At 67.8% G+C, this 24,566-nt stretch carries 24 protein-coding genes and 1 tRNA gene; 14 read left to right on the top strand and 11 right to left on the bottom strand.

Features of this window, described 5'->3' with window-relative positions; translation table 11 throughout:
- Window positions 1–33: 33 nt before the first annotated feature.
- A complete protein-coding gene (locus BLQ14_RS02885; RefSeq protein WP_092497942.1) occupies window positions 34–1,827 on the bottom strand; it encodes an ABC transporter transmembrane domain-containing protein in 1,794 nt (597 codons plus the stop codon).
- A gap of 134 nt (window positions 1,828–1,961) precedes the next feature.
- On the opposite strand from BLQ14_RS02885, the gene BLQ14_RS02880 reads away from it, so the two are divergent.
- Entirely contained in the window at window positions 1,962–2,378 is a 417-nt protein-coding gene (locus tag BLQ14_RS02880) for a VOC family protein (protein ID WP_092497940.1), read from the top strand.
- A 24-nt stretch (window positions 2,379–2,402) separates the two neighbouring features.
- Window positions 2,403–3,284: an SDR family oxidoreductase gene (locus tag BLQ14_RS02875; RefSeq protein WP_092497938.1), complete on the top strand. Its 882-nt coding sequence runs from the start codon at window positions 2,403–2,405 to the stop codon at window positions 3,282–3,284.
- Window positions 3,285–3,306: 22 nt separating this feature from the next.
- Here BLQ14_RS02875 and BLQ14_RS02870 read toward each other — a convergent pair whose 3' ends face one another.
- The 7 genes from BLQ14_RS02870 to BLQ14_RS02840 all read right to left on the bottom strand — a co-directional run bounded on the left by BLQ14_RS02870 (window position 3,307) and on the right by BLQ14_RS02840 (window position 8,883).
- Window positions 3,307–3,492 (bottom strand): hypothetical protein, encoded by a 186-nt coding sequence (locus tag BLQ14_RS02870; RefSeq protein WP_092497936.1) that lies wholly within the window; start codon window positions 3,490–3,492, stop codon window positions 3,307–3,309.
- Between the two features lie 104 nt (window positions 3,493–3,596).
- Entirely contained in the window at window positions 3,597–5,546 is a 1,950-nt protein-coding gene (gene dxs, locus BLQ14_RS02865) for a 1-deoxy-D-xylulose-5-phosphate synthase (protein WP_092497934.1), read from the bottom strand.
- Between the two features lie 27 nt (window positions 5,547–5,573).
- Entirely contained in the window at window positions 5,574–6,395 is an 822-nt protein-coding gene (locus BLQ14_RS02860; protein ID WP_092498362.1) for a polyprenyl synthetase family protein, read from the bottom strand.
- A gap of 59 nt (window positions 6,396–6,454) precedes the next feature.
- Window positions 6,455–6,697: an exodeoxyribonuclease VII small subunit gene (locus tag BLQ14_RS02855; RefSeq protein WP_092497932.1), complete on the bottom strand. Its 243-nt coding sequence runs from the start codon at window positions 6,695–6,697 to the stop codon at window positions 6,455–6,457.
- Entirely contained in the window at window positions 6,694–7,632 is a 939-nt protein-coding gene (locus tag BLQ14_RS02850) for a histone deacetylase family protein (RefSeq protein ID WP_092497930.1), read from the bottom strand. The genes BLQ14_RS02855 and BLQ14_RS02850 overlap by 4 nt, the downstream gene beginning before the upstream one ends.
- 25 nt (window positions 7,633–7,657) lie before the next feature.
- Window positions 7,658–8,380 (bottom strand): winged helix-turn-helix domain-containing protein, encoded by a 723-nt coding sequence (locus tag BLQ14_RS02845; RefSeq protein ID WP_092497928.1) that lies wholly within the window; start codon window positions 8,378–8,380, stop codon window positions 7,658–7,660.
- Window positions 8,377–8,883 (bottom strand): MarR family winged helix-turn-helix transcriptional regulator, encoded by a 507-nt coding sequence (locus BLQ14_RS02840; protein ID WP_092497926.1) that lies wholly within the window; start codon window positions 8,881–8,883, stop codon window positions 8,377–8,379. The genes BLQ14_RS02845 and BLQ14_RS02840 overlap by 4 nt, the downstream gene beginning before the upstream one ends.
- A gap of 167 nt (window positions 8,884–9,050) precedes the next feature.
- On the opposite strand from BLQ14_RS02840, the gene BLQ14_RS02835 reads away from it, so the two are divergent.
- The gene (locus BLQ14_RS02835) at window positions 9,051–9,917 is read left to right on the top strand and encodes a branched-chain amino acid aminotransferase (RefSeq protein ID WP_092497924.1); all 867 of its coding nucleotides are present in this window, start codon (window positions 9,051–9,053) and stop codon (window positions 9,915–9,917) included.
- A gap of 158 nt (window positions 9,918–10,075) precedes the next feature.
- Here BLQ14_RS02835 and BLQ14_RS02830 read toward each other — a convergent pair.
- Window positions 10,076–10,162, bottom strand: a tRNA-Leu gene (locus BLQ14_RS02830).
- 127 nt (window positions 10,163–10,289) lie between these two features.
- Here BLQ14_RS02830 and BLQ14_RS02825 point away from each other — a divergent pair.
- A complete protein-coding gene (locus tag BLQ14_RS02825; RefSeq protein ID WP_092497922.1) occupies window positions 10,290–11,288 on the top strand; it encodes a complex I NDUFA9 subunit family protein in 999 nt (332 codons plus the stop codon).
- A 4-nt stretch (window positions 11,289–11,292) separates the two neighbouring features.
- On the opposite strand, the gene BLQ14_RS02820 is transcribed toward BLQ14_RS02825, so the two are convergent.
- Window positions 11,293–12,096 carry an undecaprenyl-diphosphate phosphatase gene (locus BLQ14_RS02820; protein ID WP_092497920.1) on the bottom strand — a complete coding sequence of 268 codons (804 nt, stop codon included), beginning with the start codon at window positions 12,094–12,096 and terminating at the stop codon, window positions 11,293–11,295.
- 258 nt (window positions 12,097–12,354) lie between these two features.
- Between BLQ14_RS02820 and BLQ14_RS02815 the strand changes: the two genes are divergently transcribed.
- Complete coding sequence (locus BLQ14_RS02815; RefSeq protein WP_092497918.1) at window positions 12,355–13,791, top strand: NAD(P)-dependent oxidoreductase; 1,437 nt, start codon at window positions 12,355–12,357, stop codon at window positions 13,789–13,791.
- A gap of 83 nt (window positions 13,792–13,874) precedes the next feature.
- Entirely contained in the window at window positions 13,875–18,416 is a 4,542-nt protein-coding gene (gene gltB / locus BLQ14_RS02810; RefSeq protein WP_092497916.1) for a glutamate synthase large subunit, read from the top strand.
- Window positions 18,417–18,455: 39 nt separating this feature from the next.
- On the opposite strand, the gene BLQ14_RS02805 is transcribed toward gltB, so the two are convergent.
- Window positions 18,456–18,803, bottom strand: coding sequence for a DUF4342 domain-containing protein (locus BLQ14_RS02805; protein WP_170068386.1), 348 nt, complete (start codon window positions 18,801–18,803; stop codon window positions 18,456–18,458).
- A gap of 174 nt (window positions 18,804–18,977) precedes the next feature.
- Here BLQ14_RS02805 and mtgA point away from each other — a divergent pair, with 174 nt between their 5' ends.
- The 8 genes from mtgA (at window position 18,978) to BLQ14_RS02770 (ending at window position 24,519) form a co-directional block, all read left to right on the top strand.
- The gene (gene mtgA, locus BLQ14_RS02800; protein WP_245656874.1) at window positions 18,978–19,661 is read left to right on the top strand and encodes a monofunctional biosynthetic peptidoglycan transglycosylase; all 684 of its coding nucleotides are present in this window, start codon (window positions 18,978–18,980) and stop codon (window positions 19,659–19,661) included.
- Between the two features lie 55 nt (window positions 19,662–19,716).
- Window positions 19,717–20,382: an FtsZ-binding protein FzlA gene (fzlA, locus tag BLQ14_RS02795; RefSeq protein ID WP_092497910.1), complete on the top strand. Its 666-nt coding sequence runs from the start codon at window positions 19,717–19,719 to the stop codon at window positions 20,380–20,382.
- A 15-nt stretch (window positions 20,383–20,397) separates the two neighbouring features.
- Entirely contained in the window at window positions 20,398–21,453 is a 1,056-nt protein-coding gene (queG, locus tag BLQ14_RS02790; RefSeq protein ID WP_092497908.1) for a tRNA epoxyqueuosine(34) reductase QueG, read from the top strand.
- 79 nt (window positions 21,454–21,532) lie between these two features.
- A complete protein-coding gene (locus tag BLQ14_RS02785; RefSeq protein ID WP_092497907.1) occupies window positions 21,533–21,730 on the top strand; it encodes a hypothetical protein in 198 nt (65 codons plus the stop codon).
- A gap of 50 nt (window positions 21,731–21,780) precedes the next feature.
- A complete protein-coding gene (locus BLQ14_RS02780; protein WP_245656872.1) occupies window positions 21,781–22,725 on the top strand; it encodes a DMT family transporter in 945 nt (314 codons plus the stop codon).
- Window positions 22,726–22,872: 147 nt separating this feature from the next.
- Window positions 22,873–23,697: a DMT family transporter gene (locus BLQ14_RS02775; protein ID WP_092498360.1), complete on the top strand. Its 825-nt coding sequence runs from the start codon at window positions 22,873–22,875 to the stop codon at window positions 23,695–23,697.
- Between the two features lie 74 nt (window positions 23,698–23,771).
- Window positions 23,772–24,053 (top strand): hypothetical protein, encoded by a 282-nt coding sequence (locus tag BLQ14_RS15255; protein WP_143004454.1) that lies wholly within the window; start codon window positions 23,772–23,774, stop codon window positions 24,051–24,053.
- Window positions 24,040–24,519, top strand: coding sequence for a hypothetical protein (locus BLQ14_RS02770; protein ID WP_215904813.1), 480 nt, complete (start codon window positions 24,040–24,042; stop codon window positions 24,517–24,519). Before BLQ14_RS15255 ends, BLQ14_RS02770 begins: the two co-directional genes overlap by 14 nt.
- The last annotated feature ends 47 nt before the right edge of the window (window positions 24,520–24,566 follow it).

Below are 24,566 nucleotides of genomic sequence, written 5' to 3'. Positions count from 1 at the left end.
GCGCGGGTGTCGTTGCGGCAGTTTGCAGGAGGCCTACTCGGCCGCTGCCATCCCTTCGGTGAACTGAAGCCGCGCCAGACGCGCATAAAGCCCGCCCTCGGCCACGAGCTCGTCATGGGTGCCTTCGGCGACGATGCGCCCTGCCTCGAAGACGACGATGCGGTCGGCCCGCTTCACCGTGGCAAGGCGGTGCGCGATCACCAGCGTGGTGCGATCCCGGCTGAGCTTCTCCACCGCCTCTTGCACCGCGCGCTCGCTCTCGGCGTCAAGCGCACTCGTCGCCTCGTCGAGAAGCAGCACCGGCGCGTCGCGCAGGATCGCCCGGGCAATGGCGATGCGCTGGCGCTGGCCGCCCGAGAGCATCACGCCGCGCTCGCCCACCTCCGTCTCATAGCCCTTGGGAAGCTCCATGATGAACTCGTGCGCCGCCGCCGCGCGCGCGGCCTCTTCCACCTCTTCGTCGCTCGCGTCGGGCCGGCCGAAGCGGATGTTCTCGCGCACCGTGGTGGCGAAGATCGCCGGCTCCTGCGGCACCAGCGCGATCTCGCGGCGAAAGTCGGAGCGCGCCATGTCGCGCAAATCGATCCCGTCGAGCCGCACCGCGCCCTCGTCGGGGTCATAGAAGCGCAGGATGAGCTGGATCACGGTTGACTTGCCCGCTCCCGACGGGCCCACCAGCGCCACCGTCTCGCCGGGGCGCACCTTCAGCGTCACATCGTCGAGAGCGCGCGTGTCGCGCCGGGTGGGATAGCTGAAGGAGACGTGATCGAGCTCGATCTCGCCCTTCACGGGGCGCGGCAGCGGCACGGGGTTTTCGGGGTCGCGCACCGCATCGACCGCGCCCAGAAGCTCCACCAGGCGCTCGGTGGCGCCGGCCGCGCGCTGAAGCTCGCCCCAGATCTCCGACAGCGCGCCCACGGCACCCGCCACCATGATCGCGTAGATCACGAACTGCACGAGCTCGCCCACGCTCATCACATCGGCCCGCACATCGCGCGCGCCCACCCAGAGCACGCCCACGACGCCGGTGAAGATCAGCCCGATCACGATCACCGTCATCACCGCGCGCACCGCGATGCGGTGGCGGGCAGAGAGGAAAGCCGTCTCCGTCACCTCCGAGAAGCGGCGGCGCGCCTCCTCCTCGGCGGTGAAGGCCTGCACCGTCTGCACCGCCGAAAGCGCCTCGGAGGCATTGCCCGAAGAGGCCGCAATCCAGTCCTGGTTCTCGCGCGACAGCCGACGCAGGCGGCGGCCGAGCGTGATGATCGGCACGATCACCACCGGCACCAGCAGGAGCACGAGGCCGGTGAGCTTGGGCGAGGTGACGAGCATCAGCGCGAGCCCGCCGAAGAGGATGAGCACGTTTCTGAGCGCCACCGAGATCGAGGAGCCGATCACCGACAGGATCACCGTGGTGTCGGTGGTGATGCGGCTCAGCACCTCGCCGGTCATGATCCGCTCGTAGAAGGCGGGGCTCATGCCGATGACGCGATCGAAGACGGCCTTGCGGATGTCGGCCACCACCCGCTCGCCAAGCCGGGTGACGAGGTAGTATCGAAGCCCGGTGCCGATCGCGAGCGCCCAGGCGATGGCGAGCGCGGCCAGGAAGTACTGGTCGAGCAGCCGGGCGACCTCGGTCTCGAAGCCGTCCACCACCCGGCGCACCGCCAGGGGCAGCGCCAGCGAGATCATGGCGGTGAAGACCAGCGCCACGAGCGCGGCGGCCATGAGCAGCCGGTAGGGCTTCAGGAACGGCCAGAGCCGGCGCAGCGCGCCGATGTCGCGCGACTTGGCGCGATCTTCCTTCGAGGTCTCGTTGCGCGCCATTGGTCCTCCTGCTTCACACGGCTCCGCGCAGGCTTAGACGAGGGGGCGCCGACGAACAAGCGCGCCCCTCCCCTCTGGCGCAGCACACGCTGCGGCGTTTAGGCTCGCCCGGTCACAATCCGGGGAGGTGCGTCATGCGCTGGTCGATCCATCACGTCAATCTGGAGGCCCGCGATGTGCGGGCGGCGGCGCGGTTCTATTCCGCCGTTCTGGGGCTTGAGGAAGGGGCGTGGCGCTTTCCGCCCGCGCGCGGCTACCTGCCGGCCGAGCCCGACCGGCTGGCGCTCTTCCCCGACGGGCGGGGGGTGAACACCGGGCTGCACCTCATCGCGCCCGACCCCGACTTCGCGCGCCGCAACAACCTCATGCACAACCCTTCGATGGGCGGGCATGTCGCCCTTCACGTCGACGATCTGGACGCCGTCGCGGAGCGGTTGCGCGCGGCCGGCATTGCCTTCTCGGAGGTGGGGGAATTTGCCATTCCGGGGCTCAGGCACATCTACGTCGAGGATCCGGCCGGCAACCTGCTCGAGATCAACGGGCCGGCCTGAGCGCACATGAGAGGGGAGCGGATCATGGCAGGGCAGATGCTGATCTTCGGCGCCGGCTACACGGGCCGCGTCTTCGGGGCGCGGCTTGCGCAGGAGGGCTGGCGGGTGTGGGGCACGACCCGCGAGCGCGAACGGCTGGAGGGGCTCGCCGGAGTGGGTATCGAGCCGCTGCTCTGGCCGGGCGAGGATCTCGCCCCCGCCATTGCCGCCGCCGATCACCTTCTGGTCTGCACCGCACCCGATGTGGAAACAGGCGATCCGGTGCTGCGCGACTGGCGGGCGGCGATGGCCGCCGCCGCCCCCCGGCTCAAATGGGTCGGTTATCTCTCCACCACAGCCGTCTACGGCGATCACGCCGGCGGCTGGGTTGACGAGGAGACGCCGCTTGCGCCCGCCACGCCGCGGGGCCGGGCGCGCGTTGCCGCCGAGGCCGCCTGGCAGGCGCTTGCCGAGGAAACCGGGCTGCCTTTGCACATCTTCCGGCTTGCGGGCATCTACGGCCCCGGCCGCGGCCCCTTCGCCAAGCTGCGCGCGGGCACGGCGCGGCGCATCGTCAAGCCCGGCCAGGTGTTCTCGCGCATTCATGTCGAGGACATCGCCACGGTTCTCGCCGCCTCCGTCGCCCGGCCGAACCCCGGCGCGATCTACAATGTGTGCGACGACGACCCCGCGCCGCCCGAGGAGGTGATGGCGCATGCCGCACGGATCATGGGGCTGCCGGTTCCGCCGGCGGAGGATTTCGCGACGGCGCAGATGAGCCCGATGGCGCGCAGCTTCTACGCCGAGTCAAAGCGGGTGCGGAATGACCGGATCAAGCGCGAGCTGGGCGTCAAACTGAAATACCCGACCTACAAGGCCGGGCTCGAAGCGCTTCTCAAGGCAGAGAAAGCGGCCGGCGCGGCTTAACCGCCGCGCCGACCTGCGCAGTTCAGTTGGACAGAGCCGCCGCGACAACCGCCGCGGTCAGCAGCAGGACCACCCAGCTGTCGGACGCCGTCGCCGCCGTCTCGGTGCGCACGACTTCCGGCTCCATCATTGGCGCGCCGGGCCCGTCGGCCCACGCCGCGGTGGAAACGAGCATCGACAGGCCGATTGCAAGGACTGCTTTCTTCATTTGCCTAACCCCCAACGAGAAGTTCGGGCGCGAACATAGGCGGGCCCGTTCTCGAGTTCCAGAGGACGCCCCTTGCACCAAGAGACGAACGTTGCAAATGCGCATCAGGCGCGCAGGCTCGCAATGTCGGTCACGCCCAGCACCTCGAGCGCCTTCGCCTCGATGTGACGGGCCGAAAGCCCGGCGATGTCATACATTTCCGCCGGCGTCGCCTGGTCTATGAACACGTCCGGCAGCGCCATGGAGCGGAACTTCAACCCCCGGTCGAACACACCCTCTTCGGCCAAGAGCTGCGCAACATGGCTGCCGAAACCGCCGATGGCACCCTCTTCGAGGGTGATCAGCGCCTCATGCTCGGCCGCCAGCCGCAGGATCAGCTCGCGATCGAGCGGTTTGGCGAATCGCGCATCGGCCACCGTCGGCGCGAGCCCGCGCGCCGCCAGCGCCTCGGCGGCGATCAGCGTCTCCTGCAGCCGCGTACCGAGGGAGAGCAGCGCCACGCGCCCGCCCTCGCGGATGATCCGGCCGCGCCCGATCTCGAGCGGTCTGCCGCGCTCTGGCATCTCCACGCCCACGCCCTCCCCGCGGGGGTAGCGAAAGGCGATCGGCCCCTCGTCGTAGCCGGCTGCGGTGGCGACCATGTGCACAAGCTCCGCCTCGTCGGCCGCGGCCATCACCACGAAGCCCGGCAGGTTCGACAGAAACGCGATGTCGAATGCGCCGGCGTGGGTGGCGCCATCGGCCCCGACAAGCCCGGCGCGGTCGATGGCGAAGCGCACGGGAAGGCGCTGGATGGCGACATCATGCACCACCTGGTCATAGCCGCGCTGCAGGAAGGTGGAGTATATCGCGCAGAAGGGCTTGAGCCCGCCGGCCGCCATGCCGGCCGAGAAGGTCACGGCATGCTGTTCGGCAATGCCCACATCGAAGCAGCGGCGCGGGAAACGCTCGGCGAAAAGGTCAAGGCCGGTGCCGTCGGGCATGGCGGCGGTGACGGCGACGATGCGCTCGTCATCCTCCGCCTCGCGGATGAGCGCACGGGCAAAGACCTTGGTGTAGGTCGGCGCGTTCGAGGGCGCCTTCTTCTGCTCGCCGGTGACGACGTCGAACTTGCCCACGCCGTGGCCCCGGTCACGGGCGCGCTCGGCCGGGGCGTACCCCTTGCCCTTCTGGGTGATGACATGGATGAGCATCGGCCCGGTGGCACGCTCGCGCACGGTGCGCAGCACCGGCAGGAGCTGGTCAAGATCATGCCCGTCGATCGGCCCGACGTAGGAAAAGCCGAGTTCCTCGAAGAGCGTGCCGCCCACGGTGAGGCCCTTGAGCATCTCCTTCGCGCGCCGCGCGCCCTCCTGGAAGGGGTGCGGCAAAAGGCTGATCGCGCCCTTGGCGGCGGCCTTGAGCTCCTGAAACGGCGCCCCGGCATAGAGCCGCGAGAGATAGGCCGACATCGCGCCCACGGGCGGGGCGATGGACATCTCGTTGTCATTGAGGATGACGAACATGCGCTTGCCCAGGTGGCCTGCGTTGTTCATCGCCTCATAGGCCATCCCGGCCGACATCGCCCCGTCACCGATCACCGCGATCACGTCGCCGATGGGGCCGGTCTCGTCCCGCCCGCCCAGATCGCGCGCCACGGCAAAGCCGAGCGCGGCCGAGATGGAGGTGGAGCTGTGCGCCGCGCCGAAGGGGTCATAGGGGCTCTCGGCGCGCTTGGTGAAGCCCGAAAGCCCGCCCTTCTGGCGCAGGGTGCGGATGCGGTCGCGCCGGCCGGTCAGGATCTTGTGCGGATAGCACTGGTGGCCGACGTCCCAGATCAGCTTGTCGCGCGGGGTGTCGAAGACGGCGTGGATGGCCACGGTGAGCTCTACCACGCCAAGCCCCGCGCCGAGATGGCCACCGGTGACCGAGACCGCGCTGATCGTCTCGGCGCGCAGCTCCTGCGCGAGCCGCTTCAGCTCGGCGTCGCTGAGCCGCTTCAGGTCAGCCGGCTCGCGCACGCGGTCGAGCGTGGGCGTGGCGGGTCTGGGGGTGGTTTCCGGCGTGTCCGACATCTCTCCGCGCCCCTCGGGGGCGTCCGATCACATCTCGCGGGCAATAACGAAGCGGGCCGCTTCCCGCAACCCGTCGGCGGCGGCGCCGTAGCCATCGAGCGCGGCAATCGCCTCATCCACAAGCTCGGCCGCGCGCGCGCGCGCGGCCTCAAGGCCGAGCAGCGAGACGAAGGTTGCCTTGCCGCGGGCGGCATCCTTGCCGACGCGCTTGCCGGCCTTCGCCGCGTCGCCTGCGACGTCCAATATGTCATCGGCGATCTGGAATGCCAGCCCCAGCGCCCGCGCGTAAGCCGCCATCGGCGCGGGGTCGGCGCCGGCAAGCCGCGCCCCCGCCTCGGCCGACCAGACGATAAGCGCGCCGGTCTTGTTGGCCTGAAGCGCGGTGATCTCGGCAAGGGTGAGGGGGCTCGTCGCGCTCTCGGCGGCGATGTCCTGCGCCTGGCCGAGCACCATGCCTTCAGCCCCGGCTGCACGCGCGAGCCCCGCCACAAGCGCGATCCGCACGGCCGGGTCGGGATGCGCGGCCTCATGCGAGGCAAGCTCGAAGGCCAGCGACTGCAGCGCATCGCCCACCAGAACGGCCGTCGCCTCGTCCCATTTCACATGCACGGTGGGCTGGCCGCGGCGCAAGTCATCGTCGTCCATGCAGGGCAGATCGTCATGGACGAGCGAATAGGCATGCATCGCCTCCACCGCCGCCGCCGGCCACAGCGCCTGCTCTTGCGCCGCCCCGTGCAGCGCCGCGCCTTCGAGCACGAGAAAGCCGCGCAGCCGCTTGCCGCCCTTCAACGCATAGGCCATCGCCGACCCGAGCGGCAGCGCGCCCGAGGCCGCGAGCTTCGGCGCCATCACCTCGTCGAGAAAGGACTCGAGCGGCGCGGTGCGTGCCCGCAGCCGCTCCGCGAAGCTCACAGTCCCTCGACCGGCGTCGTGCCCTTGGGCGTGCCGGTCTCATCCAGCGTGATCGCCTCGATCTTCTCCTCCGCCTCGCGCAGCTTCTCCTCGCAGCGCTTCTTCAGCTTCGCGCCGCGCTCGTAGAGCTCGATCGACTTCTCGAGCTCCACCTCGCCCGACTCGAGCTGCCGCACCACCTCCTCAAGGGCGCGCATCGCCTCCTCGAAGGACATTTCCTCGACCGGCTTCTCGCTCATTCCTCGCCCCTCTCCATCAGCACCGATACATGGGCGGCCACGCTCGCGGCCAGCGCCTGAAGATCATAGCCCCCTTCCAGAGTCGAGACCACGCGCCCGCCCGCATGGCGCGCGGCGACATCGCAGATGCGCCCCGTCAGCCAGGCGAAATCCTCTTCCGTCCAGTTGAGCTGCGCGAGCGGGTCGGCGGCGTGGGCGTCAAACCCCGCCGAAACGAGCACCAGCTCGGGCGCGAAGGCGTCGATGGCGGGCAATATCTCGCCGTCCCAGGCCGCGCGCATCTCGGCGCCGCCGGTCATGGGCTTGAGGGGGACGTTGATGATATTGCCATGCGCGCCACGCTCCTCGCGGCTGCCGGTGCCGGGATAGAGCGGCATCTGGTGCGAGGAGGCAAAGCGCACGCGCGGCTCGTCCCACATCAGATCCTGCGTGCCGTTGCCGTGGTGCACGTCGAAGTCGAGAATGGCCACGCGCGAAAGCCCGTGCCGCTCGAGCGCGTGGCGCGCGGCGATGGCGACATTGCCGAAGAGGCAGAAGCCCATGGGCCGCGCGCGCTCGGCGTGATGGCCGGGCGGGCGCATGGCAACGAAGGCGTTGGCAACCTCGCCCGCAAGCACCGCATCCACCGCCGCGATGCAGCCGCCCACGGCGCGCAGCGCCGGCTCCCACGAGCCGGGGCTGACGAAGGTGTCGGCATCGAGCGCGACGTAGCGGCTCTCGGGGATCGCGGCGCGAATCGCCTCGATGTGGCCGCGCGGGTGGCAGAGTTCGAGGTCGGCCTCCGACGCCTCCGGCGCCTCGCGCCGATCAAGGGCGGTGAAGGCGGGAGCCTCCAGCGCGCGCCAGATGGCCTCGATGCGCGCCACCTGCTCGGGGTGGCCGGGGGGCGTGACGTGCTCGCGCGCCGAAGGATGGGTAAAAAGCGCGGTGGTCATGGGCCTCTCGCTCCTGCTCGGCGGATCAGTCGGGAACCAGCATGTAGCCGACGCCGCGCACCGTGAGAATGTAGCGCGGATTCTTCGGGTCGGGCTCGAGCTTGCGCCGCAGCCGCGTGATCTGGACATCGACGGCGCGCAGCTGCGCACGCGCGTCCTGCTCTGACCGCCTTGCATCGCGGCCAGCGGCCTCGAGCGACCTTCCCATGCCGTCAATCAGGCTCTCGCGGCGCACCGGCGCGCCAGCCGCAGCGGCCAACCGCTCCATCAGTCGCGTCTCGGCCGCGGTGAGGCGCAGTAACGCGCCATTGCGGCGCAACTCGCGCGTCACCGGATCGAAGCGCGCGCTGCCGAGGCGAATCGCCTGTTCCTCCGGCCCGGCCGCGTCCTCGCGCGGCACGAGCTGCTCGATCATGGCAAGAAGCTCTTCGGGGGCAAAGGGGCGTGCCAGCACGGCACGCGCACCGGCATCACGCGCCGCCGCGGCCTCCTCCGGCCCGGCCGCAAGCGCCAGGAGCGGCGCGCGCCCGGCCATGGCGAGCTCGCTTGCCGAGGCTGCGGGAGCCACGACGAGATCGAAGTCCAGCCCCTCGAGGAGCCGCCGCGCATGGCCCGCGTCCCGCGCGGCGGTCACAAGACAGCCGTGACGCGACAGCCATCCTCTGAGGAGCCCGCGCAACCGCTCGTCCGGCTCGACAAGCAACAGGTGACGCTGAAGCCCCTGCGGCACGGCCCGAGCCTCGCTCATCCACCCTCCTTGAGGCGGTTGAAATGGGCGCGCAACTGCGGGTCCATCATCGCCTCGAGCACCTTTCGGAAACCGGCGACCGCCTCGGGCCCGGCGGCGCGGTAGGCGGCGCGCATGCGCTCGCGCTGCACCTCCGAAAGCCGGGTCTCCAGCTCGGCGCCTTTGTCGGTCAGGTAGAGGTGACGCTCACGCTTGTCACGATTGCCCACGCGGCTTTCCACGAGCCCGTCCTCGATGAGCGTGCGCAGCACGCGGTTGAGCGACTGCTTGGTCACGCCCAGAATGTCGAGCAGGTTGTTCACGGTCGTTCCCGGACAGCGGCGGATGAAGTGCAGCGCGCGGTGATGGGCCCGCCCGTAGCCGTTCTCGGCAAGGATCCTGTCCGGGTCGGCAGTGAAACCGCGATAGGCGAAGAACATCGCCTCGATTCCCTTACGGAGCTGTTCGTCGGTCAGATACAGAAGGCTCTCGCCCCCCGCCCCCGGTCCAGCGTGATCGGTCATGCCCGCAAATCCCGTTTCCTGACATTCTCAGTTTATGTCAGCCTTGTTGACATTCCAAGGTCTGGCTGTTAGCGGTTTGCCGATTTTGCGCAAGATTGTATCCGTTTCGGACCTATCGCGCGCAACATGTGAAAAGCCGGTTGCGGCATCGGGAAAGGAACACGGTCATGTCGGGCTATGACGATCGGGACGGCTACATCTGGATGGACGGGCGCCTTGTGCCCTGGCGCGAGGCGAACGTGCACATTCTGACCCACGCGCTGCACTACGCCTCGTCGGTCTTCGAGGGCGAGCGCGCCTATGGTGGCAGGATCTTCCTTTCCCGCGCACATTCCGAGCGGCTGCACTTCTCGGCGAAATGCCTCGATTTCGAGATTCCCTGGACCGTCGATCAAATCGAGCAGGCCAAGGAGCAGGTGCTGAAGGCCAACAACCTCACCGACGCCTATGTGCGCGCCGTCGCCTGGCGTGGCTCCGGCGAAGACATGGGCGTTGCCGCCCGCCGCAATCCCGTCCGCCTCGCCATCGCCGCCTGGGAGTGGGGCAGCTACTACGGCGACGCCAAGTACAAGGGTGCGAAGCTCGACATCGCGCGCTGGAAGCGTCCGAGCCCCGAGACGATTCCCGTTCACGCCAAGGCGGCCGGGCTCTACATGATCTGCACGATCTCCAAGCACCAGGCCGAGAACAAGGGCTGCTCGGATGCGTTGTTCATGGACTATCGCGGCTATGTGGCCGAAGCGACGGGTGCGAACATCTTCTTCGTGAAGGATGGCGAGGTGCACACGCCGAAGCCCGACTGTTTCCTGAACGGACTGACGCGGCAGACGGTGATCGGCCTTCTGAAGGACCGCCAGATCAAGGTGCACGAGCGCCACATCGAGCCGCGCGAGCTCGAGGACTTCCAGCAGTGCTGGCTGACGGGCACGGCGGCCGAGGTCACGCCCGTGGGTCAGATCGGCGACTACACCTTCGAGGTCGGCCAGCTCACCCGCGAGATCGCCGAGGCCTACGAGAAGCTGGTGCGCAGCTGAGCTCCGGGTCGCGGCACGTCAAGGGTGCCGCGCGCCCGCACCTGCGCCCGCGTCGGGGCAAGGGCGCCCGCGTCGGGGCAAGGGCGCGCCCGTGCGGGACGATGCCCGCCCCACCATGGCCGGTATCACGTTCTTCGGGAAACAGTTCTGCGGGGGAATGGTGCCCAGGAGAGGACTCGAACCTCCACGCCCATACGGGCACTAGCACCTGAAGCTAGCGCGTCTACCAGTTCCGCCACCTGGGCAGGTGTCGTGAGCGGCGATGTATCTCCGCCCGAGGGGGGTGTCAACGGCCGATCGCGCGTTCCGGTCGTCTTGTTTGCGCGCGCACGGAACGCTAAGGAGAGCCGACCCATCCAGAGGAGGCAGGCGATGTCGAGGCTCGTGACGGTTTTCGGCGGCTCCGGGTTCATCGGGCGCTACATCACCGAACGGCTGGCCGAGGATGGCTGGCGCATCCGGGTCGCGGTGCGCCGGCCCAACGAGGCGCTCTTTACCCGCACCTACGGCGTTCCCGGCCAGATCGAGCCCGTCTTCGCCAACATCCGCGACGAGGCAAGCGTGCGGCTTGCCACCCGTTCCGCCGACGCGGTGGTCAACTGCGTGGGCGTTCTCACGCCGTCCGGCGCCAACAGCTTCAGCGCCGTGCATGACGAGGGCGCGGGTCGGGTCGCGCGCATTGCTGCCGAGGAGGGCGTTGAGCGCGTGGTGCACGTCTCCGCCCTCGGCGCCGATCCGCAGAGCCCGAGCCTCTATGCCCGCACCAAGGCCGCCGGTGAGGCGGCGGTGCTGGCCGCGCGGCCGGACGCGGTGATATTGCGCCCATCGGTGGTGTTCGGACCCGAGGATCAGTTCTTCAACCGTTTCGCCGCCATGGCACGGATGTCGCCGGTGATTCCGGTCTTCGGGGCGCGCACGCGCTTCCAGCCCGTCTATGTCGAAGACGTCGCGGCCGCGGCGGTGAATGCCATCGACAACGACGAGACCGCCGGCGTGTATGAGCTCGGCGGGCCGGAGATCGACGATTTCGCCGGGCTCATGCGCCGCATGCTCGACGTCATCGAGCGGCGCCGGCTGATCCTGCCGCTTCCCTTCTGGGCGGGCGCGGCGATCGGCGGCGTGAGCGAGGCGCTGTCGGCGCTGACCATCGGGCTTCTGACGCCGCCCGTCACGCGTGACCAGATCCGGCTTCTGCGGCGCGACAACGTGGTGTCGGAGACGGCGCGCGGGCTCATTGACCTCGGCGTCACGCCGACGCCGATGGAAGCGGTGCTGCCCGAGTATCTGTGGCCCTATCGCCCACTCGGGCAATACGCGGCGATACGCGACAGCGCCCGGCGGCTCAGGGCGCGGCACCGGCACGGCGCGTGAACGGTCAGCCGTAGGCGACCCACAGCAGCACAAGGCCCAGCCCCACGCGATAGATGACGTAGGGGGTGAAACTGAGGCTGCGCAGGAGGCGCATCATCAGACTGAGCGCGAGGAGCGCCGCGGCGAACGCGAATGCCGCGCCGATCACCATGTCGGACAGCCGCCCGGGGTCGCCCGAAAGCGCGACCTCGGCACCGAGGAGCGCCCCCGACGCAAGAATGGTCGGTATCGACATCAGCATCGACAGGCGCGCGGCGTCGTGACGGGCGTAGCCGAGGCGCCGCGCGGCGGTAATGGTCACACCCGACCGCGAGGTGCCGGGGATGAGCGCCAGCGCCTGCCACAGGCCCATCACCACGGCGTCACGCAGGCACCATTCCTCGCTTCGCTTGACCTGCTGTCCTGTCCTGTCGGCCCACCACAGAAGCAGCCCGAAGATCAGCGTTGTCCAGCCAATGACGGCAACAGAGCGCAGCGCCGCGGTCAGCCCCGCGAGTTCGAGCAGCGCACCGGCCAGGACGACGGGAACGGTGGCGATGACCAGCAGCAGCGCGAGCAGCGCGCCCGGCTCCCCGACGCGCCCTGCAAGAAGCGCCGGCAGGCCGCCCGCCGCCAGGCGCACATCGCGCCAGAAATACAGAATCACCGCCAGAAGCGTGCCCACATGCACGGCCACATCCACCGCCAGCCCCTGGTCAGCCGCACCGGTGAGCTGCGGCAGGAGGATCAGATGCCCTGATGAGGAGATGGGCAGGAACTCGGTGATCCCCTGGATCGTGGCGACGAGAAGCAGATGCAGGATGGGCATGGGCCGGGCTCGCGTGAGGAACGCCCGAAACCTATCCGCTTCACCCGCAATGGAAAGCTCAAAAACAAGTCAGTATTACTTACCTGTTATCACGCATTTTGACCCGGTCGGCTCCAGCCCGCGCGGATTGCGGCGAAAGTTATGTCAGTATTTCTTACTTTTCTTTGGTGTCGCGATCATGTACATGACACCGCGACCAGAACGGATGACCCCGGCGCGCGGGCCGGAGGAGCACCGAGGACAGCAAGGAGCCCCACCGTGAAGAAGCTCAGAATGCTCCAGTTCGTCGATGTACCGATGGAAACGCCGCCGAAGCGTCCCGCGCCCGCACGCGCGCACGACTTCCGCGAGATCTATGGCGAATTTGCCGCGGAAAAGGCCGCGCAGCAGGCGGCGCGCTGCAGTCAGTGCGGCGTGCCCTACTGCCAGACGCATTGCCCGCTGCACAACAACATCCCCGACTGGCTCAAGCTCACCGCCGAGGGCCGGCTCGAAGAGGCCTACCGCCTGAGCCAGTACACGAACACCTTTCCCGAAATCTGCGGCCGCATCTGCCCTCAGGACCGGCTTTGCGAGGGCAATTGCGTGATCGAACAGGCGGGCCATGGCACGGTAACCATCGGCGCGATCGAGAAGTTCCTCACCGACACCGCCTGGGAGCAGGGCTGGGTCGACATCCCCTCCCCCGCCCATGAACGCGAAGAGAGCGTCGGGATCATCGGCGCGGGGCCGGCCGGGCTTGCCGCGGCCGACAGGCTCCGGCGTGCCGGCGTGCAGGTCACCGTCTATGATCGGTATGACCGGGCCGGGGGTCTGCTCACCTACGGCATTCCCGGCTTCAAGCTCGAAAAGCCGGTCGTCATGCGCCGGATCGAACAGCTCGAGAAGGGCGGCGTGACCTTCCGCCTCGACTGCAACGTCGGCGAGGACATCGGCTTCGACGAGATCCGCGCCGCGCATGACGCCGTGCTGATCGCCACCGGCGTCTACAAGGCGCGGGTGATCGACGCGCCCGGCGCCGGTGCGCGCGGGATCGTGCGCGCGCTCGACTATCTCACCGCGGCCAATCGCGTGGGCTTCGGCGATCGCGTGCCCGAGTTCGAGGACGGCACGCTGAACGCGGCCGGCAAGCGCGTGGTGGTGATCGGCGGCGGCGACACGGCGATGGACTGCGTACGCACCGCGATCCGCCAGGACGCGGTGAGCGTGAAGTGCCTCTACCGGCGAGACCGTGCGAACATGCCGGGCTCGGTGCGCGAGGTGCAGAACGCCGAGGAGGAAGGCGTCGAGTTCGTCTGGCTCACTGCTCCGAAAGGTTTCGTCGGCGACCCGGTGGAAGGGGTCATCGTGCAGAAGATGCGCCTCGGCGCGCCCGATGCCACGGGACGCCAGAAGCCCGAGCCGATAGAGGGGGCGGAGTATGTCGAGCCCGCCGATCTGGTCATCAAGGCGCTGGGCTTCGAGCCGGAGGAGCTGCCCCGGCTCTGGGGCGTGGATGGCCTCGAGGTGACACGCTGGGGTACCATCAAGGCCGACTTCCGCACCCATGCCACCAGCCTCGACGGGGTCTATGCCGCGGGCGACATCGTGCGGGGCGCGAGCCTCGTCGTCTGGGCGATCCGCGACGGGCGCGAGGCCGCCGATGCCATTCTTGAACGCTTCGCCGCCGCGGCGCGGCAGATTGCCGCCGAATGAACGGCGCAATGAACCGCAACCGTCACAAAAGATGCCGGCGCGGGCCACGCGGCTCCCGGCATTTCCGCAAGGAGTGATCCGCCATGACCGATCTTTCCCCAACCGAATGGGCCCGCGAGGAAGAGGCGCGCCGCGCCCGCATCGCCGAAACCGGCATGTACGCGCCCGAGACCGAGCATTCCTCCTGCGGGGTCGGTCTCGTCGTCTCGATCGACGGCAAGCCGTCGCGCAAGGTGGTCGAACTCGGCATCGAGGCGCTCAAGGCGGTCTGGCACCGCGGCGCGGTTGATGCCGACGGCAAGACGGGCGACGGCGCCGGCATCCACGTGCAGATCCCGGTGGCCTTCTTCCACGACCAGATCGAACGCACCGGCCACGCTCCGCGCCGCGACCGGCGGATCGCGGTGGGCCAGGTGTTCCTGCCGCGCACCAATTTCGGCGCGCAGGAGACCTGCCGCACCATTATCGAGACGGAAGTGCTGCGGATGGGTCACCTCATCTACGGCTGGCGGCATGTTCCGGTGAACATCGACGTGCTCGGCGAGAAGGCCAACGCCACCCGCCCCGAAATCGAGCAGATCCTGATCGCCGATGGCAAGGGCCTCGATGAAGAGACCTTCGAGCGGGAACTCTATGTCATCCGCCGGCGCATCGAGAAGGCGGCGGCCGCGGCGCAGGTTTCGGGCCTCTACATCGCTTCGCTCTCCTGCCGGTCGATCATCTACAAGGGCATGATGCTGGCCGAGCAGGTGGCCGAATTCTACCCCGACCTGAAGGACGAGCGCTTCGAGTCGGCCTTCGCCATCTATCACCAGCGCTATTCCACCAACACCTTTCCGCAGTGGTGGCTGGCGCAGCCTTTCCGCATGCTCGCCCACAACGGCGAGATCAACACGCTCAAGGGCAACCTCAACTGGCTCAAGAGCCACGAGATCCGCATGGCGAGCGCGACCTTCGGCGAGTGGGCCGAGGACATCAAGCCGATCGTGGCGCCGGGCTCGTCCGACTCGGCCGCGCTTGACGCGGTGTTCGAGGTGCTGGTGCGCGCCGGTCGCTCGGCGCCCATGGCCAAGACCATGCTGGTGCCCGAGGCCTGGTCGAAGCAGGCCGTGGAGCTGCCGCAGGCCTGGCGCGACATGTATTCCTACTGTAACGCGGTGATGGAGCCGTGGGACGGGCCGGCCGCGCTGGCCATGACCGACGGGCGCTGGGTCTGCGCCGGGCTCGACCGCAACGGTCTGCGTCCGCTCCGCTATGTCGTCACCGGCGACGGGCTTGTGATTGCCGGCTCGGAGGCGGGCATGGTGCCCACCGACGAGGCCACCGTGCGCGAGAAGGGCGCGCTGGGGCCGGGGCAGATGCTGGCCGTCGACATGGAGGAGGGCCGCCTCTACCACGACACCGAGATCAAGGACCGCCTCGCCGCCGCCCAGCCCTTCGGCGAGTGGGTGAAGAAGATCACCGAGCTTGATGACGTGCTCGCAAGCGTGACCGAGAAGCCGATTTTCTCGGGCGAGGAGCTGCGGCGCCGCCAGATCGCGGCGGGCTACACGCTCGAGGAGCTCGAGCAGATCCTTGCTCCCATGGCCGAGGAGGGCAAGGAGGTGGTCGCCTCGATGGGCGACGACACGCCGCAGGCGGTTCTGAGCGAGAAATACCGCCCGCTCAGCCACTTCTTCCGCCAGAACTTCAGCCAGGTGACGAACCCGCCGATCGACTCGTTGCGCGAGCACCGGGTGATGAGCCTGAAGACGCGCTTCGGCAACCTCAAGAACGTGCTCGACGAGGACTCCAGCCAGACCGAGATCATCGTTCTGGAAAGCCCCTTCGTCGGCAATGCCCAGTTCGAGAAGCTGGTGGAGAGCTTCAACGCGCCAATGGTGGAGATCGACTGCACCTTCCCCGCCGGCGCCGGGGACGGCGCGCTCGAGGCGGGGCTCAAGCGCATCCGCGCCGAGGCGGAGGATGCGGTGCGCTCGGGTGCCGGGCACATCGTGCTGACCGACCAGCACCAGGGCCCCGACAAGGTGGCGATGCCGATGATCCTTGCCACTTCGGCCGTGCACAGCTGGTTGACGAAACAGGGGCTCAGAACCTTCACCTCGCTCAACGTGCGGTCGGCCGAATGCATCGACCCGCACTACTTCGCGGTGCTGATCGGCTGCGGCGCGACCACTGTGAACGCCTATCTCGCCGAGGACTCCATCGCCGACAGGATCGCGCGCGGCCTGCTCGACGGCCCGCTCACCGAGGCAATGCGGCGCTATCGCAACGCCATCGACCAGGGGCTTCTCAAGATCATGTCGAAGATGGGGATCAGCGTGATCTCCAGCTACCGTGGCGGGCTCAATTTCGAGGCCGTGGGCCTGTCGCGCGCCATGGTCAACGAGTATTTCCCCGGCATGCTCAGCCGCATCTCCGGCATCGGGGTTTCGGGCATTCAGAAGAAGCTGGAAGAAGTGCACGCCCTGGGCTGGAAGGGGGCGGCAGACATCCTGCCCATCGGTGGCTTCTACAAGCTCCGGCGGACCGGCGAGACCCATGCCTGGGACGCGCAGGGCATGCATCTGATGCAGTCGGCCTGCGACCGGGCGTCCTATGCGCTGTGGAAGCAGTTCTCGGCCAAGATGCGGAGCCTGCCGCCTATCCATCTGCGCGACCTTCTGGACTTCAAGCCGCTCGGCAAGCCGGTGCCGCTCGAGGAGGTCGAATCGATCACCTCGATCCGCAAGCGCTTCGTCACGCCCGGCATGAGCCTTGGCGCGCTCAGCCCCGAGGCGCACAAGACGCTCAACATCGCCATGAACCGGATCGGCGCGAAATCCGACTCCGGCGAGGGCGGCGAGGATCCGGCGCACTTCAAGCCGCTCCCGAACGGCGACAACGCCAGTGCCAAGATCAAGCAGGTGGCCTCTGGTCGCTTCGGGGTGACGGCGGAGTATCTCAACAACTGCGAGGAGCTGGAGATCAAGATCGCCCAGGGCGCCAAGCCCGGCGAGGGCGGCCAGCTGCCCGGCATCAAGGTCACGCAACTGATCGCGCGGCTGCGCCACTCCACGCCGGGGGTGACGCTGATCAGCCCGCCGCCGCACCACGACATCTACTCGATCGAGGATCTCGCCCAGCTGATCTACGACCTCAAGCAGATCAACCCGCGCGCGAAGGTCTGCGTGAAGCTGGTGGCGCAGTCGGGCGTCGGAACCATCGCCGCGGGCGTGGCCAAGGCCAAGGCCGACGTCATCCTGATCTCGGGCCACAACGGCGGCACCGGCGCCTCGCCTGCGACCTCGATCAAGTATGCCGGACTGCCCTGGGAGATGGGGCTGTCGGAGGCGCATCAGGTGCTGGCGATGAACAACCTGCGCGACCGGGTGACGCTGCGCACCGATGGCGGGCTGCGCACCGGGCGCGACATCGTCATGGCAGCGATGCTGGGGGCTGAGGAGTACGGCATCGGCACCGCGGCGCTCATCGCCATGGGCTGCATCATGGTGCGCCAGTGCCAGTCGAACACCTGCCCCGTGGGCGTCTGCACGCAGGACGAGCGGCTGCGCGCCAAGTTCACCGGCACCGCGGACAAGGTGGTCAACCTCATCACCTTCTACGCCCAGGAGGTGCGCGAGATTCTCGCCAGCCTCGGCGCGCGCTCGCTCGACGAGGTGATCGGGCGCGCCGACCTTCTGACCCAGGTCAGCCGCGGGGCGGCGCATCTCGATGACCTCGACCTCAACCCGCTGCTGATCACCGTCGATGGCGCCGACCGCATCCGTTACGACCGCAACCGGCCCCGGAACGAGGTGCCGGACACGCTCGATGCCGAGATCCTGCGTGACGCGGCGCGCTTCTTCGAGGACGGCGAGAAGATGCAGGTGAGCTATGCGGTGCGCAACACCCACCGCACCATCGGCGCGCGGGTGTCATCGGAGATCGTGCGCCGCTTCGGCATGCGCAACAATCTGCAGCCCGACCACCTGACGGTAAAGCTGCAGGGCTCGGCCGGCCAGTCGCTTGGCGCCTTCGCCGCGCCGGGACTCAAGATCGAGGTCTCGGGCGATGCCAACGACTATGTCGGCAAGGGGCTCTCGGGCGGCACCATCGTGGTGCGCCCGCCGATGGGCTCGCCGCTCAAGGCCGACGAGAACACCATCATCGGCAATACCGTGCTTTACGGCGCGACCGATGGCTACCTGTTCGCCGCCGGCCGCGCGGGCGAGCGCTTCGCGGTGCGCAACTCGGGCGCCAAGGTGGTGGTGGAGGGCTGCGGCTCGAACGGCTGTGAATACATGACCGGGGGCGTTGCCGTGATCCTCGGCCGGATCGGCGCCAACTTCGCCGCGGGGATGACGGGCGGGATGGCCTATGTCTACGATCCCGAAGGGAAGGCCACGGCGCTGATGAACCCCGACTCCATCGTCACCTGCCCGGTCACGGTGGAGCACTGGGAGCATCAGCTCAAGTCGCTCATCGAACGTCACGCCGCCGAAACCGGCAGTGCCAAGGCGACCCGCATCCTTGCCGACTGGGAAAGCGAACTGCGCCACTTCGTGCAGGTCTGCCCCAAGGAGATGCTGGACAAGATCCCCGCGCCCCTTGGCATCGAGAGCGAGGCGATCCCGGCCGAGTGACCGGGATCGGGCACCGTTGCAACGAGAGGCGGCCTTCGCTCAGGAGGCCGCCTCGTCATTTGCCCGGCTTGAAGTCGGTGTTTCGGGCGCGGCGCCTTGCCCCGGTTCACCCTCGCGCTCGACCTCGATCTCGATGCGCGCGATGAGCCCCGCAACAACGCCCAGAACCGCGAGCCAGGGCGCGGTCAGGGCCACGGCGCCACCGACGATCACCCCTGCCGTCACCGGCAGCTCGAGCACGAAGTCTCCGTCCTTGTCCTTGAGCCGCAACTTGCGGACATTGCCCTCTCGAATGAGCCGCTTGACCTCATCGATGAGCTGGTTGCCCGCCACCTCGATCTGCTCGACAAAGGTACGGGCCTTGTCCTTGAAGTCCTTCTCGGTCATCTCCTGTCTCCGCTGGCTGAGTGAAGCGCTTGGCACTGAGATGGGGGTTTGGCGCCGGCTTGCAACGCCTGCGCCGGGCAATTTGCCGGGGTTGACCGGCGCGCGCCCCGCCGGCATCAGGTTGCGATGACACGAAAACCGAAGGCTGGCCGAAGCCCCCGTAGGGGCCGCAGCATGATCCGCGCGCTGCGCCGGCTCCTGTGGCGCACGGCGCTGATCGCGGCTGCGGCGGCGCTCCTCGCGGTCTGCGTCTTTGCCGTCTTCGATCCGCCCGTCACCCGCACCATGGCCGAGGAGCGGCGCCGGCTCGGCCAGATAGAGCACGCCTGGGTACCGCTCGAGGAGGTCGCGCCCGTGATGCGCCGCTCGGTCGTGGCGGCGGAGGACGCGAACTTCTGCCTGCACTGGGGGTTCGATCTCGCCGCGATCCGCGCCGCCATCGACGCCGGTGCGACGCGCGGCGCCTCGACGATCACCCAGCAGACGGTGAAGAATGTCTATCTCTGGCAGGGGCGGAGCTGGACGCGCAAGGCGCTCGAGGCGTTGCTGACCCCGCTCGTGGAGCTGATCTGGTCGAAGCGGCGTATTCTCGAGGTATACCTCAACGTCGCCGAATTCGGCGAGGGGGTGTTCGGGGTGCGCGCGGCGGCAATGAAGTACTTCGGTGTCGCGGCCGCCGATCTCACCCCGCGCCAGGCCGCGCTTCTGGCGGCGGTCCTGCCCGCGCCCCGCAGCCGCTCGCCGGTTGCGCCCGATGCCGCCACGCGCCGGCGCGCCGCGGCGATCATGGATGGCGCCGAGACCATCCGGCGCGACGGACGCTCCGCCTGTTTCGAGGATGACACGGGCAAGAGTTGAATCGGACGCGGCTTCGCGGCATTGAGGGCGGGTTCTCTCGCAAACGGTTCAGGCCATGATCCGACTGTTTCACGTCCCCCTCTCGCCATTCTGCCGCAAGGTTCGCCTGTCGCTGGGAGAAAAACGCCTCGAGGTGGAGCTCGTGGAAGAGCGCTACTGGCAGCCGAGCCGCGAGTTCCTGCGCCGCAATCCCGCGGGCAAGGTGCCGGTTCTGAAGATGAACGGCCGCACGCTGGCCGAAAGCGCGGCGATCTGCGAATACATCGAGGAGCTCTACCCCGACCCGCCGCTGATGCCAAAAACGCCCGAGGGGCGCTACGAGGTGCGCCGCCTGGTCGCCTGGTTCGATGACAAGTTCAACGCCGAGGTTACCTCGAAGCTGCTGCATGAGCGGGTGACGAAGAAGCTGATGGGCAAGGGATACCCCGACTCGCGGCTGGTCAAGGAGGGTGCGCAGGCGATCAAGTACCACCTCGACTACATGGGCTGGCTCCTCGACCACCGGCGCTGGCTGGCGGGCGACGCGATAAGCCTTGCCGATTTTGCCGCCGCCGCCCACCTCTCGGCGCTCGACTATATCTCGGACGTGGACTGGAACCGCAACGCCAACGTCCGCGAGTGGTATGCGAAGATCAAGTCGCGCCCGGCCTTCCGCTCGATCCTCGCTGACCACGTGCCCGGCTTCCCGCCGCCGCCGCATTATGCCGACCTCGATTTCTGAGGCGGGGCGGCTGCGATGAGCGCCGCCCCCGATCCCGCCGCGCTCAAGGCGGAGCTTCTGCGCGAGGCCGAGGCGGTGGGCTTTGCCGAAGCGCGGGTCACCACGCCCGATGCCATCCCCGAGGCGGCAGAGCGGCTCAGGCACTTCGTCGAGCTTGGCCGCCACGGCACCATGCGCTGGATGGCCGAGCGGATGGAATGGCGCGGCAACCCCGCCGCGCTCTGGCCCGAGGCGCGCTCGATCGTGATGCTCGCCGATCTCTATACCCCGCGCCACGACCCGCTCGAGGTGCTGAAGAAGCGCGAGGCCGGCGCGATCTCTGTCTATGCCGGGGGCCGGGACTATCACGACGTCATCAAGAAGAAGCTCAAGCGGCTTGGGCGCTGGCTGCTTGCGCGCGCCGGCGGTGGCGAGATCAAGGTCTTCGTTGATACCGCGCCGGTGATGGAGAAACCGCTCGGTCAGGCCGCGGGGCTCGGCTGGCAGGGCAAGCACACGAATCTTCTCAGCCGCCGGCTCGGCAACTGGTTCTTTCTCGGCGCCATCTTCACCACGCTCGAATTGCCCCCCGATGCGCCGGAGGTCGAGCATTGCGGCAGCTGCACCGCCTGCCTCGACATCTGCCCCACGCGCGCCTTTCCCGCGCCCTTCCAGCTCGATGCCCGGCGCTGCATCTCCTACCTGACCATCGAGCATGCCGGCCCGGTCGACCCGGAGCTGAGGCCCGCCCTCGGCAACCGCATCTATGGCTGCGACGACTGCCTTGCCGTGTGCCCGTGGAACAAGTTCGCCCGCGCCGCAAGCGAGGCGCGCTATGCCATGCGCGAGGAGCTGCGCGCGCCCGATCTGGCACAGCTCGCCCGGCTCGACGACGCGGGCTTTCGCGCCTTCTTCTCCGGCTCGCCGATAAAGCGAATCGGCCGCAACCGCTTCGCGCGCAACGTGGCCTACGCCATCGGCAACTCGGCCAGCCCCCGCCTTCTGCCGATTGCCCAGGAACTGAGCAACGATGCCGACGAAACCGTCGCGGAGGCGGGAAGATGGGCTGCGGCACGGCTTCGCCAGAGGTGAGGAGCCCCTTCACTTGGCGCGCGCGACACCCACATGCTACGCTGAAGTCAACGATCGAGGCAGCAAGGGAGGACCACCGATGCGCCGACATCTCATCGATCGCGGCCACAGCGAATCCAATACCGCGCGGGCGCGCGTCTATGCGCTGCTTGACCGCGCCTACCTGCTGCAGGACCGTCACCCGAAGCTGCGCACTCTGGCCCGGCGGCCCCGCAGGGCCTCCGATACCGCGCGGTTGCTGCAGTATCTGCGCATCGCCCGTGGCCGCGAGGCCTGAGCCGCAAGCCATTCACCCCCCTGTCATTTTCCCGTGACAGGGGCTAGAGCATGGGTGTTGGCAACGAAGTGTCTCCGCCCATGCACCCCCTGCGCGGCATTCTCCTGACCACCACCGCCGTCACCCTCTTCGTGGTGATGACGAGCTTCATCAAGGCCGCGCCGGGCATCCCGCCGGGGGAGGCGGTGTTCTTCCGTTCCGCCTTCTCGCTGCCGGTGATCGTGATCTGGCTTGCGGTGCAGGGGCAGTTTCCGCACGGGCTGCGCACCCGCAACTGGAAGGGGCACGCGTTGCGCGGCGTGGCGGGCAGCCTCGCCATGGGGCTCGGCTTCACCGGGCTGCATTACCTGCCGCTGCCGGAGGTCACGGCGATTCGCTTCGCCACGCCGATCCTGATCGTGCTCTTCGCCGCGCTCATCCTTGGCGAGCGCATCCGGCTCATCCGCCTTTCGGCGGTTGCCGCGGGGCTTGCGGGCGTGCTCATCGTGATGTGGCCGCGGCTGACCTTCTCGGGCGGCGAGGGCGCGCTGTTCGGAGCGCTGGCCACGCTTGCCTCGGCAACGCTGGCCGCACTCGCCCAGATCTTCATCAAGAGCCTCACCTCGGTCGAGCGGACCGAAGCGATCGTCTTCTACTTCGCGCTCACGGCCTCGATGCTGTCGCTCCTCACCCTGCCCTTCGGCTGGGTCTGGCCAAGCCCGGAGGAATGGGCCTTCATGATCGGCGCGGGGCTCTTCGGCGGGGTGGGCCAGATCCTGCTGACCGCGAGCTACCGCTACGCCGACGCGAGCGTGCTGGCCCCCTTCACCTATGTCTCGATGATCTGGTCGCTGATCATCGGCTATGTGGTCTTTGCCGAGGTGCCGACGGTGCCGATGCTCGCGGGCGCGGCGCTGATCGTGGCGGGAGGCGTGGCGATCATCCTGCGCGAGCGCCAGCTCGGCCAGCGCCGCATCGCCGAGGCCAAGCTCCGTGCCCAGACCCGAACCCACTGAGGGGAATGGACGCGTACCGAATTTTCGCGCTAGAATCGGGCATCAACACCTTCAGACGCGAGTCGCGCCGTTCCTGTAACAACCGCCTCCCCCCTGCGCCCCTCGGGCGGCCCTGCCCGCACGGACAACTCCCGCGCCGTGCTGGTCATGGCGCTGGCGATGTTTCTCTTTGCCGCGGTCGATGCGCAGGGAAAGTTCCTCACTCAGAGCCTGCACCCGATCCAGATCGTCTGGACGCGGCAGCTGGGGCTTCTCGCCGGCGCCTTCGTGCTTCTGGCACTGCGCGGGCGGGCGCTTCTCGACACGGGCCAGCCGATGGCGCAATTCGTGCGCGGCGCGCTCGCGGCCACATCGGCCACGCTCTTCATCACCGCCGTCGCCTTCGTGCCGCTTGCCGATGCGGTGGCGATCAGCTTCGTCGCGCCCTTCATCGTCACGCTGATGGGCGCGATCTTCCTGCGCGAGCCGGTGGGCCTGCGGCGGTGGGCGGCCGTGATCGTGGGCTTTGTCGGAACGCTGATCGTCATCCGCCCCGGCCTTGGCGTGCTGCATCCGGCGGCGTTTCTGGTGATCGGGGCGGCGGCGCTCTTCTCGCTGCGCCAGATCCTCAGCCGCAGCCTCGCCGCGACCGACCGCACCGAGACGACTGTGGCCTACACCGCCTTCGTCGGCAGCGCGCTCCTCACCCTGCCCCTGCCCTTCGTCTGGCGCACCCCCGACTGGGGGCTGGAACTCGCGCTGCTGATCGGCATGGCAGTCATTGCCGGGGTGGCCGAACTCATGGTGATCAAGGCGCTCGAGATCGGCCAGGCGGTGGTGGTGGCCCCGGTGCATTACTCGATCATGATCTGGGCAACCGTCTACGGCTGGCTCCTTTTCGGCCAGCTCCCCGATTTCTGGACGTGGATCGGCGCGGCGATCATCGTCGCCACCGGCATCTACACGCTCAACCGCGAGCGGCGGTCGCAATAAGGCAAACGGCCATCCTCTTTTCGGGATTCACAAGACGTACCATCTGATGTAGCCTGATGGCGGGAGGCTCTCAAATGTCAGATATCGACTTGCTGGAGACCGTGAAGCCCGTCGTGGAGGCAGAGCTGGCGCCGGTGAAAGTTTCGCGTGTTTCAATTTCGGAAGACGTCGACGACGAAGGCGACAGAATATTCCGCATAGTCGTCGTGCTTGAGTCGGATAGGCGAAAGCTGGACCCGAAAAAGGTTGTTGGCTTGGCGCGACATCTACGTGAGCCGCTAGCACGAATCCACAGGACTGGATTCCCCGTTTTCTCTTTTGTAACACAAGATGAGCTCGACGGTGAAGCCGCTTGATCTTATCAAGACCGCCCGCCGCCTTGTTGGGCGAAAAGGGCGACGAAGGCCACCACAAAGCGATCTGAAGCGTGCAATTAGCAGCGCATATTATGCACTTTTCCACACCATGTGCGCTAACTGCGCAGATCTATTGATTGGAACGGGGAGCGCAAACAGGAGTCGAAAAGCTTGGCTGCAAGCCTACAGAGCGGTAGATCACGGATACGCCAAGAGTCAATGCAAGAATAGCGAAGTAATTTCCAAGTTCCCAAAGGAAATAGAGGATTTTGCAAACCAGTTCATCGAATTGCAAATTGAGCGCCACAAAGCCGATTATGACCCGAGTTCGAGATATACGCTAACAGAAGTTCATGCCTCTATTGATGCTGCGGAGCAGGCCATTAAGATGTTTAAGAGAGCCCCGCTGAAAGATCGTCGTGCTTTTGCAGCGTGGACAGCGTTGCGAGTGCGAGACCGATCTTGATCTACAGCGCTTGCCGCTTCACAACCATCAAGGTTTACCTTTAGATC

The organism is Meinhardsimonia xiamenensis (genome assembly GCF_900102905.1).
Lineage (GTDB): Bacteria > Pseudomonadota > Alphaproteobacteria > Rhodobacterales > Rhodobacteraceae > Meinhardsimonia > Meinhardsimonia xiamenensis.
This window is presented reverse-complemented; position numbering and strand designations above follow the sequence as displayed.